This window comes from uncultured Fibrella sp. (genome assembly GCF_964250085.1).
Classification (GTDB): Bacteria; Bacteroidota; Bacteroidia; order Cytophagales; family Spirosomataceae; genus Fibrella.
The window spans coordinates 1-12,093 of the sequence record NZ_CAXUEC010000008.1 but is presented as its reverse complement, the minus strand read 5'-3'; the positions used below and the strand labels follow the sequence as shown (position 1 = coordinate 12,093).

Below are 12,093 nucleotides of genomic sequence, written 5' to 3'. Positions count from 1 at the left end.
CTATGATCGTACGCCAAACAGACATTGATGGTCTGATCGAATTGACCCCCCGCATTTTTGAAGACGAACGCGGCCACTTTTTCGAGTCGTACAACAAGCCCTTATTTGCTTCATTAGGCTTACCATTCGATTTTGTGCAGGATAACCAATCCTTTTCAACAAAAGGTGTTCTGCGTGGACTTCACTTTCAGACTGAACCTTTTGCCCAGGGAAAACTGGTTCGTGTTATTACCGGACAGGTGCTTGACGTAGCCGTTGACTGCCGCCCGGAATCCCCTACTTTCGGGAAATACGAGACGTTTCTGCTGGATGCGAAACTGGCGAATATGGCCTGGATTCCGGCCGGATTTGCCCACGGATTTGTCGCGCTGGAAGACAGTATTTTCAGCTACAAATGCACAAACGTGTATAACAAGCAGGCAGAAGGCGGCATTCGCTGGGATGACCCCGACCTGAATATCGACTGGGGCATTACCAACCCGAACGTATCCGAAAAAGATCAGATTCTTCCCACCTTCCGGGCACTGTTCCCGCATGTGGTGATCTAGTCTGGATAGTCGTATAAAAAATAGTCCTGAGTCTGAAAAGCCGGTTTAGTGGTGACTTTCCAGACTCAGGCTATTTTCTATACGACTATCCAGGCTTACTTTTCAAACATTTCTTCCACTACTTTCCGGCCTACTTTCCGGGCTGATAGTGGGTTCTGGCCCGTTACCAGACGCTCATCAACTTCAAGGTGAGGCACGTAGGGAATCAGCGATTTGCTGTAAATAGCACCGCGCGCCTTCAATTCATCTTCCAGCAGGAAGGGTACTTCTTCGGTAAGGCGTACGATTTTCTCTTCCATATTCGAGAAGCCCGTCACCTGCTTATTCTTGAGAAAAAGGGTTCCGTCTGATAGTTTCACGTTCAGCAATCCGGCTACGCCGTGGCAAACCGCGGCTACCATACCACCCTGCTCGTAAATATCCCGGGTAATGGTTTGCAGGTTGGTATCGTTAGGAAAATCCCACATGGTGCCGTGGCCACCGGTGAAGTAGATGATCTGGTAATCAGCGGGGTTCACCTCGTCGGGGCGCATCGAGTTGGCAAGTTTTTCCTGAAAAGCCGGATTGTGCATCCATTTTTCATTCGTTGTATCGCGCGATTCAACGCTTCGCTGATCGAGCGGAATTGGCCCGCCCTTCGGGCTCACAAAATCGAACTGGATGTTGCGATCCTGCAATTCATCATAGAAATGCGTGGCTTCGCTGAGCCAGAGACCCGTTTTCTGGGCTTTCGTGGGATAATCGGTATGGTTCGTACAAACAATCAGGGCTTTCATAGGAATAGCGAGACAGAAGCTGCAAGATAGGGCGGCTCCATACGATCAGCAAAAAACGTGCGCTGGCAAATGTACAACTTACCAACGCACGTTTTTTAGTAGCAGCTTATTGGGCCGTTTTCTACAATTTTCCTTTCAAAAAATCGGCCGTGTAGCTCACGCCTTCGCCGAGCGCAACCATCTGCTCGGGCGTACCGGTGAAGGTAACGTACCCACCCGCGTCGCCGCCTTCTTTGCCAAGGTCAATGATATGGTCGGCCGATTTGATCACCTCCATATTATGCTCGATGATAATCACCGAATCGCCCTGGTCGACCAGCGCGTTGATGGCTTTTAGCAGTTTACGAATGTCGTGAAAATGCAAGCCGGTGGTTGGTTCGTCGAAAATGAACAGCGTTTGCCCTTTATTTGGGTTGCCTTTACCCAGAAACGACGCCAGCTTCACCCGTTGGGCTTCCCCACCCGACAGCGTGTTGGCCGATTGCCCAAGGCCAATATAACCCAGGCCAACTTCCTGCAATGGCATCAGTTTATCGGCCATTTTTGGCTCCACTTTTCGGAAAAAGTCAATGGCTTCATCGACAGTCAGGCTCAGCATGTCCGACACGTTTTTCTCGGCCAGCGTCACTTCCAGCACTTCCTGCTTGAAACGTTGGCCATTACAGCCTTCACATTTCAGGAAAATATCGGCCATAAACTGCATTTCCACTTTCACCTCGCCTTCACCCTGGCACACTTCACAACGGCCCCCATCGACGTTGAACGAGAAATGGCTCGGTTTGTAACCACGTGCTTTTGATACGGGCTGGTCGGCCATGACCTGCCGGAGATAATCGTAGGCTTTGATATACGTGACCGGATTGGACCGGCTCGACTTACCAATTGGATTCTGGTCGATCATTTCGATGGCCGAAATCCGATCGACCGAGCCTTTCAGCTCTGAATATTTACCGGCTTCTTCGCCCGCATCGCCCTTCAATCGACACAACGCCGGGAATAACACTTTCCGAATCAGCGTCGATTTGCCGGAGCCCGACACGCCCGTCACCACCGTGAGCGTGTTGAGCGGAAACCGCACGTCGACGTCTTTCAGGTTATGTTCGCGGGCTCCTTTCAGGTCGATCCAGTGGGTCGGTACGCGCCGGAATGCAGGCACAGGTACGTTCTCTCGCCCCGTCAGGAAATCGAGGGTATGACTGTGCCAGGTGCGTAGGGCCATGGGCGCGGCGTTCGGTTCTCCTTTATTACCTGCCACATGCTCCTTGCTCGCTGCTATTTCATTCCAGGTGCCCTGGAACACCAGATGACCACCGCCAGAACCGGCTTCGGGGCCGATGTCGATGATCTGATCGGCGGCGCGCATCACCTCTTCTTCATGCTCCACCACGATGACCGTATTGCCCATGTCGCGCAGGGTTTCCAGCACACTCACCAGGCGTTGGGTATCGCGGGGGTGCAGGCCAATACTTGGCTCGTCGAGAATGTACATGGACCCCACCAGCGCCGAGCCGAGCGACGTTGCCAGCTTAATACGCTGATATTCACCGCCCGACAGGCTATTGGTCAGTCGGTTCAGCGTCAGATAGCCCAGGCCAACGCGTTCCATATAATCAAGCCGATTCTGAATTTCGATCAGGATGCGGTCGGCAATTTTGCGTTGCGCGGTGGGAATGTCGATGGTGCGGAAGAACGCGGCCGATTCGGCAATGGGCATCAGCACCAGATCAGTAATGGATTTGCCCGCTACTTTCACGAAGCTGGCATCGCGGCGGAGGCGTGAGCCACGGCACTCCGGGCAGGTGGTTTTGCCCCGATACCGCGACAGCATGACCCGGTACTGCACTTTGAATGTCTGACTTTCGACAAAGGCAAAAAAGTCGTTGAGGCCGCTGAAGTACTTGTTGCCCGTCCAGAGCAACTCTTTCTGCTCGGGCGTCAGTTCTTTGTACGGGCGATGAATAGGAAAGTCGAAGCGAATACCGTTCCGAAGCAGCGGCTTCATGTATTCCTCGCTCATTTTCTCACTCCGCCAGGGCGCAATAGCCCCCTCGAACAGCGACAGGTTTTTATCGGGAATAACCAGGTCGGAGTCAATACCCAGCACTTTACCAAAGCCATCGCAACGGCGGCAGGCACCATACGGGTTATTGAAGGTGAACAGATTCACGCTTGGCTCCTCGAACGCGACACCATCCAGCTCGAACCGATCAGAAAACGACCGGGACTGGCCAGCTACGTTGTCGCTACCCAGCACCTCGACCCGGCACGATCCGTCGCTTTCGCTAAAAGCCGTTTGCACTGAATCGGAGAGCCGATACTGCGTGTCTTCGTCGGGTTCACCCTGGGCATCGAACTGTACTGTACTCCGGTCGATCAGGATTTCCAGCGTAGCGTCCTGATCAGGCAGCAATGAACGAACCAGATCGCCCTCTTTGCCAGTTTCGGCTAGTTTGGTAGCTTCATCGAGCAAGTCTTCCATCTGGAATACCTGGCCATCGGCCACCAGACGGGTGTAGCCTTTCTGAAGCAGAATCTTTAGCTCATCGGCTACCGTCCGGTCTTCGCGCACGTAGAGTGGGGCCATCACCATCACCCGGGTGCCTTCGGGTTGCTGGAAAATGAAACGGACCACATCGGTCACCGTATCTTTCTTCACCTCGTTGCCCGACACGGGCGAGTAGGTACGTCCGGCCCGCGCAAACAGCAGTTTCAGGTAGTCATAAATCTCCGTCGACGTACCTACCGTAGAGCGGGGGTTTCGGGAGGTCACTTTCTGCTCGATTGCAATGGCCGGGGATACTCCTTTGATGTACTCCACTTCCGGTTTTTCCATCCGACCCAAAAACTGGCGGGCGTAGCTGCTCAGGCTCTCAACGTACATGCGCTGCCCTTCGGCAAACAATGTATCAAACGCCAGCGACGACTTGCCGGAGCCCGACAGGCCCGTTACCACCACCAGCTTGTTGCGCGGAATGGCTACATCAATATTCTTGAGATTATGTACCTTCGCCCCCTTGATAATGATGAACTGTTTGGGGTCCAGATGGTCGACCGACTTATCAGATGGGCCAGTAGGCCTACTGGTCATAACGTCGGTTTCGGCGGGTTGAATCATGCGTTGAATTAGCGTTACCTTATCTAATTTTCAACGGAAAATAGCGCTACTACGTTCAGTTTTCGTTGACCAGTTACTGATGAACAAGTATGAAAAAATGCCGCAGGTACGTTGCTCCTGATCCGGCAGCGGCCCACCAACCAGCAAACGGGAAACTGTAAACTCACCAAAATGACCTTCTACGTCGAAGACATGATGCCGCTTGGGCTAGCTTTACTTCTGGGTGGGCTAATTGGTGCTGAGCGTGAGTACCGTTCCAAAGCAGCGGGCTTCCGAACCACCATCATGATCTGCGTGGGGGCAACGCTCTTCACCATGATAGCAGGTCGCGTAGGCGACGACCGTATAGCGGCCAACATTGTCAATGGCATTGGTTTTTTAGGCGCCGGGTTGATCTACAAAGAAGAAAACCGGGTGAAGGGGCTCACCAGCGCGGCAACCGTTTGGGCCGTTTCTGCCCTGGGCATGAGTCTCGGTGCCGGTCACTATGATATTGCGCTTGCGGGCTTTGGCCTGATCATGGGTTCGCTTCTTTTTCTGGCCAAACTATCGTACCGAATCACGCGCCTTAACCAGACCCGCGAGTATAAAGTAGTGACCACCTACAAGAACAAGACGCTGAACCAGTACGAACGCATTTTTATTGAGTACGGTTTGTCGCCACGAAGAGGCCCGCAACAGCGTATTGGTACTGAGATTATTGGTCGCTGGAAGGTTTCCGGGCCCGAGCAGGCGCATGAGAAATGCATTAAACGACTACTCAATGATACTGACGTAAAGGAGTTCGTGTTTTAACGGTTCCTTCACGCGAAAGCGACCCGTTATATCGTTATTTACACTGATTTTTGTTGTGACACTACCGCTTCGGCGGACTATTATGAGACATATACACCATTTGTTACTGCTGGTTGCGCTATTGACCAGCAGCGTAGCCTTCGGGCAGATTACCGAAGACCCGGAAGAACGTCGCGATCAGGGCCAGACACCATTGAAATCGCAAACGCCAACTGGCGAGCCATTACCGATAAAAGAACGGATTCGGTTTGGCGGCGGCATTTCAGCGCTTCAGTTCAACCCATTCAGCATCGGCGTATCGCCGGTGGTTGCTTACCAGGTATCTGAGCATTTTGTAGCTGGTCTGGGGGTAGGGTACACCTACTCCAATTTAAAAAACTACTATGGATACAACCTTAACCAGTATTCAGGCCGGGTTTTTGGGATGTATGAGATTCTGCCCGCCTTGATTCCCAACATCTATGCCCATGTTGAGCTTGACCAGCGTTCGTATAGCCTAACGAGTCTATTAGTCACTCCGAATATACCTACTACAGGTCTTTCAACAGCGACTTGGCTTGGCGTTACATACTCGCAACCAATTGGCCGCCTTTTCTCAGCTAACTTATCAGCACTGTATAATGTCAGTTATTCCAGTTCAACAACTGACCAGATTCTTTATGGAACCAGCCCGTTTACGATCAGGATTCTGTTTTTCTAGTTTCATTCTGAGCATCGTAACCGAAGAAGGCCACTCCCCGTTTGAGTGGCCTTCTTCGGTTACGATGCTCTAAACCTATTGCAGTGGAATGGAAATTTCCTGCTGAGTGAGGGTAGTCAGCCAGCTACCGTTTGTGTGACGTACCCAGCCGAGCCGATACGTACCTGGCTTCAGCATCACGGGCAGCACAACTGATTTCACACCTTTATTAGCGAGCCAGGGCTTCATGATGGGCTTTGGCCTACGCTGAGCGGGTAGCACATACCAGTTGGTAGCCGACCGCAGGTACATAAAATCAGGCTTAGCCAGGGTATCCTGTTCAATAAAGCAAGCATCGGCATTCAGGAACGACAACCGTCTGACCGCCGTACTAAACTGAGTAACAGTATCTCGACTAGCCACGGAACGCATAGCGGTCTCGATACCACGGATCTCGGGTAGGTCTGGAACCTGATAAATTCCCCGGTTCATCGCCTCTACCCAGCCACGCTGCCAGTAAGGGTCCATTCCAAACCGCTGGCTTAGCACCGAATACCGGTATTGTTTGAGCGCTATGCCTTCGGCTACCTGCCTGTTGTACCGATCGGCTAACTGAGGGCCATACAGTAACCAGGCATTGAGCCAGAACCAGCAGGTAAACCCCAGTCCTACTAGCCCGGCAAGTTTCCGGAGCCGATCGGTTAACTGCATGACTAGCAACACGTACCCAACAACCAGGCACCATACGGCGTAAACCTGATACCGGTCTATAATCATTAAACTACCGTCGCTTCGCGTCAGAGCAGCCGCTACACCTGAGCCAATCAGCACCATGCCCAGCCCTAGGAATGGTAGTATTGCTGGCGAAATTCGTCTGGCAGGTTGGCTAAGCAGCCGTAGCCAGCTCACCACGATGGTGCTCAACACCAGGACGCCAAGTGCTAGCACAAACCATTGGCCCGGCAATAGAAACCAGCGTCGCTGATCGAAGTAAACGGCGCTGCCCGTAAAGCTGATGATACTTTTAACGACCCAGTCAGGATGTTGTGCAACGGTTACCAGCGAATCCTTAGCAATAAAGTTGTAGTTGATGCTGAAGTAAAGGCCGATCAGCACTGCTCCAGTTGTAGTCCAGATGGTAGCCCATTTCCATTGGCGGGTTAGCAGCAACAGACCAATTATGGTTACCCACATAAACAGCCCATTGCTATTTGAGTACAGGACCAGTCCGCCCAGCGCCAGTGCACCAACCTGTGCCGACGTTTCGGGGCGGATCAGCAGGCGAAAGACGATCACCATCAACCACAGCGTCAGGGTATGTTGCAGGAGACACAACACCCACCACACATCTTCCTGGTAAGAGGGTTGAAACAAGAGTAGCGCAACGGGCAGCAGCAGCCAGGACGACAACCCTGCCTGCCTGAATAAGCGATATACCTGCCATACTACACCGGCTATGCTTATGCTGCCAATGAGCGCAAGGGTGCGGTAGTTTACCTGGCCTTCAACCCAGTAATCGGCTAGGACGAGTAAGCGGGAAAGTAGAATTCGATGGTCGTTATGTTGCTCGACCAGCAGCCGTATTACTTCCGAAAACGGTGTCCCAGCGGTTGTAATGCGCCGAATGCTATCGATATACAGGAAATCGTCGACCTGAGGTACGTTGATCGCATACCGGACAATGGCGACATAGAAGCCAGTAGCCAGCAAACAAATGGCACCAGCCACCCAGCGATCAGCCGTGCGGGAAGAAATTGAACTGAAAACTGACATGCACAAAAAAGGGGCTTTGCAGCCCCAAAAGTAGATAAATTAGCCTCGTATCAGCAGTCTTCTAGGCGGTAGTCGCATTTTTGGCGGTAGTTCGTTGCCGTTCGCGACCCAGAATCAGATCGGCCGCTTTTTCGGCAATCATAATGACCGGTGCATTTGTGTTGCCCGAAATAATCGTTGGCATGATAGACGCATCAACAACGCGCAATCCGTCGATGCCCCGCACCCGCAATTGATCGTCTACAACGGCTCCTTCATCTTGGCCCATCCGGCACGTACCTACCGGGTGATACACTGTTTCGACGATTCTACGGATATGCGCCATCAGGGCTTCGTCTGAGGCGTTATCGGCTGGTACTAACGCCCGTTCGCGCCAGTGAGAAAAAGCAGCCGATCGGTTCAGTTCCAACGCCATTTTTACACCGGTGAGCAACAACTGCCGGTCTTTTTCCGTCGACATGAAATTCGGCTGAATCACCGGCGCTTCCATCGGGTTCGCCGACCGCAACCCAACGTACCCACGACTGGTTGGCTGTAACAGCGTTGGCAGAATAGACCAGCCATCGGCTTTTGTTGGAAACGTGTTTACGTCGTAAAAGTCAGGTTTGTAGTCATCGCCAATGTGAATAGGGGCAAAATGAAGCTGTAGATCCGGCTGCTGCAAGGCCTCCTGTGTACGCACGAATGCATTGGCCTCCAGAGGGCTGATGGTAAACGGGCCTTTCTGAGCAGTCAGGTATTGCCACAACCCTTTTAGCTGATTAGCAGGTTTCAGCCAGTGATTGGTACCTACCAGTTGATTGGCGAGTGAGCTGACGCCGGCAAAAAGGTGGTCCTGTAAGTTCTGCCCAACGCCCCGTAGCTCAAATTTCACATCGATGTTGTGCCTCCGTAGCTCATCAGTTGGCCCAATACCCGACAGCATCAGTAACTGCGGCGAATTGAACGATCCTGCTGACAGAATCACTTCGCGACGGGCTATAATGGTTTCGGTTAAGCTCTTACCAGTCGTTAGCTCAATACCTACTGCTTTTCCATCTTTCACTACAACACGCTGCGTATGCGCCTGTGTGCGAACAGTCAGGTTCGGGCGATTAAGAACAGGTTTCAGGAAAGCCGCCGCTGTGCTGTGCCGCTTACCATTCCTGATGGTGAATTGAAGTAGACCTGCCCCGTCCTGTTTAGCCCCGTTCATATCCTGGTTTTCGGCAATACCATATTGCTTGCAGGCTTCGACAAACGCATCGGCTAGCGGCGTTCTAAACCGGGTGGCATAGGTGACGTTCAAGGGGCCATCGCCCCCATGATAGTGCGCGTCTAACTGATTCAGTTGCTCGTTGCATTCCGAGCGTTTGAAGTAGGGCAGAATCGATTCATAATCCCAACCTGTATTGCCCTGAGCCGCCCAGGCGTTGTAATCTGCTTTATTACCACGCACGTAGGCCATTGCGTTGGTAGAGCTACTTCCACCCAGTGTCTTGCCACGGGGTAGGTATAACCGCCGCCCATCGATATGTTCCTGTGGCTCTGTCTCATAGGCCCAGTCAACCGAAGTCCGGTTTAGCTTAGAATAGGCCGCAGGTACGTGTATTTCCAGCTTTTTGTCTGGTGCCCCTGCTTCCAGCAACAATACCGATGTTCCCGGGTCAGCCGAGAGGCGATTGGCCAATACACAGCCCGCCGAGCCAGCACCAACAATGATGTAATCGAATGTCATACCGCTTCTTTCTTTTAGACTAAACAATCTCAATTTAGTGAAATACCGGGTATATATTGCAACTTTTCAACTACAGTGGAAGGCAAGCTTTGTTTTCAACAGGATTTCGCCGGCGGCCGTGAATTCTGTTAAAAAAATATCAGGCCCAATCAAACGATCGTTGAATGGCCTTCTGCCAATGTAGCAGTAAATCACTCCGTTTCCCTTCGGGCATAGCTGGCGTGAATGTTGCCTCCACACCCCAATTAGCCTTGAGTTCATCGATGGACTCCCAGTAACCAACTGCCAACCCAGCGGCGTAGGCGGCACCAATAGCAGTAGTTTCGGTAACCCTCGGCCGAATCACAGGTACGTTGTTGATGTCGGCTTGAAACTGCATCAATAGATCGTTGACTACCATACCCCCATCAACCCGTAGTGTCTTCAAGGCAATGTCGGCATCCTCCTGCATGGCCTGCAGCACATCGTACGTTTGGAAAGCCGTGGCTTCAAGCGCGGCTCTGGCAATGTGGTGCTTTGTGACAAACCGGGTTAGGCCAGCCATAATTCCCCGCGCATCTGTCCGCCAATAAGGGGCGTATAAACCAGAGAAGGCGGGCACAATATAGGTCCCGCCATTGTCTTCTACCTGCTCGGCCAGCGTTTGTACTTCGCTGCTTGTCTGAATAATTCCCAGGTTATCGCGCAGCCACTGCACGAGCGCTCCAGCAATGGCAACGCTGCCTTCCAGCGCATAACGGGGCACTTCATTGCCAAACTGGTAGGCTACCGTCGTGAGCAGCCCGCAGGTAGAGGCGCGAATTTCGGTTCCCGTATTCATTAGCAAAAAGCAGCCTGTTCCGTAGGTATTCTTCGCCTGACCAGGTTCGAAACACGTTTGCCCCACTAAAGCCGCCTGCTGATCGCCCAGCACGCCGGTTATAGGCACACCAGGTATTACTTCTGATGTGATTGTTCCAAACAGGCCACTGCTAGGCTTTATGGCAGGCAACATCGTCCTGGGTACACGTAAGATTGTGAGTAATTCGTCGTCCCAATCCAGAGTTTTCAAGTCCATCAGTTGTGTGCGGCTCGCATTCGTCACATCGGTAACATGCTCACCGCCCTGAGGACCACCTGTCAGGTTCCAGATCAGGAAAGTATCGATTGTACCGAATAACGCCATACCGCGTTCAGCGTCTTCACGCAACCCAGGTACGTTGTCTAACAACCAGCCCAGCTTAAGGCCACTAAAATAAGTGGCGAGCGGTAAGCCTGTTTTAGCCCGAAACCGATCAGGACCGCCATCTCTGGCTAAGTCTGCCACCTTGTCTTCCGTCCGGACATCCTGCCAGACAATGGCATTATGGTAGGGTTTACCAGTTTTGCTATTCCAAACAACGGTCGTTTCCCGTTGATTCGTGATGCCAACAGCCTCAATGTCGCGTATTGCCAGGTGAAGTTGGATACGTGCCTTGGCAATCACTTCCAGCGTGTTCTGCCATATCTCTTCAGGGTCATGCTCTACCCAGCCCGGTTTAGGGTAAATCTGTGTATGCTCTTTTTGAGCAACTGAGTGAATATTTCCCTGTTTATCTACGATGATACACCGGGTGCTAGTAGTACCCTGATCAATTGCTGCAATGAAGGAAGCCATTCTAGTCGGTTTAGGAATAGTAGTAAGTCATCGAAACTTACCGATAAGCTGTAAAGTAAACAGAAAATACCCATCGTTTTTGCTTCCATTTCCTCTTGTAGCCCCAACTGAGTTGGAAGGAAGGCCTTCTGCAATTCGCCTATCAGCCAGACTTTGCTCTATGATAGAGGCCGTCGCTTTATCAACGTATTGAGCACTGACATCATCCAGATAGTCACTAAACACATGCGTGTACCGTCCTTCTATTCTGAGTTGCGTGGCCGGAGTGAGCGTAACTGGCATGCCTAAGCCGTAGTGAATTTGGCCAACCCAGCGGGCATACGCTACTCCTTCCGTTTTGAAAGCAGGTAACGAGTACGTAATGCCCTTCAAAACGGTAGTAGGTGCTAGATTTGTTATTCCCGCCCCAGCTAAGACATATGGTATATTAAGCTGGTTATAATCAATATCTCTTACATCCCATTGTAGGCCTACGGTTGCCACGAAGTTAGTTGACGCGAACGAGAGGTAATTTGCTTTATTTCGCGTGTACTGTTGATCGGCCCGAATATGATAGGCACCTACTTGACCACTTACACACCATTGCTCTTTAAATCGATACCTGGCATGTCCCTCAATAGCCCAACCCAGTTCCAGATGGGAGAAGTTGTATCGTTCACTCAAGTCACCATTGTAGCGACTCGTAGACACATTGATTCCAATGTATTTGTCGGTTAACTCTTCACGCCACCTAAAGGCGGTTGGCTGCGCGAAGCACGACGTAATTGAGCAAATACCAATTAATTTACATATAAACAAGTATCTCATTATAAGCGGGTTAATTACAAATTAGCCTACAATGTATTTTATTTACTGGCTTAGTTTATACCTAAATAAATCTTTTCTGATACCTAGTTTACAGAATACTGATATAGATAAAATAATAGTTAACAGTAACTCTAGCTCTCCTTCCTATTGCTGGAGTATGTAGCAACAAAAATCCCCACCTCTTGCGAAGTGGGGACTCTGTTGTCTAGGGGTGGCGACCGCCTACTCTCCCGGTCGTGACACCAGT

Annotated in this window: 9 protein-coding genes; 3 read left to right on the top strand and 6 right to left on the bottom strand. The window is 51.5% G+C overall.

The features are described 5' to 3' along the window. The first annotated feature begins 2 nt into the window (after positions 1-2). On the top strand, positions 3-548 hold the full coding sequence (gene rfbC, locus ACFE8Q_RS21680) for a dTDP-4-dehydrorhamnose 3,5-epimerase (RefSeq protein ID WP_375447539.1): 546 nt from the start codon (positions 3-5) through the stop codon (positions 546-548). Between the two features lie 95 nt (positions 549-643). Here the strand turns inward: rfbC and ACFE8Q_RS21675 are convergent, their stop codons facing one another. After that, positions 644-1,324, bottom strand: coding sequence for a type 1 glutamine amidotransferase domain-containing protein (locus tag ACFE8Q_RS21675; protein WP_375447538.1), 681 nt, complete (start codon positions 1,322-1,324; stop codon positions 644-646). 121 nt (positions 1,325-1,445) lie between these two features. Then, a complete protein-coding gene (gene uvrA, locus ACFE8Q_RS21670; protein ID WP_375447537.1) occupies positions 1,446-4,439 on the bottom strand; it encodes an excinuclease ABC subunit UvrA in 2,994 nt (997 codons plus the stop codon). A 171-nt stretch (positions 4,440-4,610) separates the two neighbouring features. Here uvrA and ACFE8Q_RS21665 point away from each other — a divergent pair, with 171 nt between their 5' ends. Together ACFE8Q_RS21665 and ACFE8Q_RS21660 are read left to right on the top strand one after the other, a co-directional pair. Then, complete coding sequence (locus tag ACFE8Q_RS21665) at positions 4,611-5,234, top strand: MgtC/SapB family protein (protein WP_375447536.1); 624 nt, start codon at positions 4,611-4,613, stop codon at positions 5,232-5,234. An 82-nt stretch (positions 5,235-5,316) separates the two neighbouring features. Beyond that, positions 5,317-5,934 (top strand): hypothetical protein, encoded by a 618-nt coding sequence (locus tag ACFE8Q_RS21660; RefSeq protein WP_375447535.1) that lies wholly within the window; start codon positions 5,317-5,319, stop codon positions 5,932-5,934. Between the two features lie 75 nt (positions 5,935-6,009). Here ACFE8Q_RS21660 and ACFE8Q_RS21655 read toward each other — a convergent pair whose 3' ends face one another. The 4 genes from ACFE8Q_RS21655 to ACFE8Q_RS21640 all read right to left on the bottom strand — a co-directional run bounded on the left by ACFE8Q_RS21655 (position 6,010) and on the right by ACFE8Q_RS21640 (position 11,846). Next, entirely contained in the window at positions 6,010-7,686 is a 1,677-nt protein-coding gene (locus ACFE8Q_RS21655; RefSeq protein WP_375447534.1) for a hypothetical protein, read from the bottom strand. A gap of 61 nt (positions 7,687-7,747) precedes the next feature. After that, positions 7,748-9,403: a GMC family oxidoreductase gene (locus tag ACFE8Q_RS21650; RefSeq protein WP_375447533.1), complete on the bottom strand. Its 1,656-nt coding sequence runs from the start codon at positions 9,401-9,403 to the stop codon at positions 7,748-7,750. Positions 9,404-9,542: 139 nt separating this feature from the next. Next, positions 9,543-11,039 carry a glycerol kinase GlpK gene (gene glpK, locus ACFE8Q_RS21645; RefSeq protein ID WP_375447532.1) on the bottom strand — a complete coding sequence of 499 codons (1,497 nt, stop codon included), beginning with the start codon at positions 11,037-11,039 and terminating at the stop codon, positions 9,543-9,545. Positions 11,040-11,066: 27 nt separating this feature from the next. Further along, on the bottom strand, positions 11,067-11,846 hold the full coding sequence (locus tag ACFE8Q_RS21640) for an outer membrane beta-barrel protein (protein WP_375447531.1): 780 nt from the start codon (positions 11,844-11,846) through the stop codon (positions 11,067-11,069). Between the last annotated feature and the right edge of the window lie 247 nt (positions 11,847-12,093).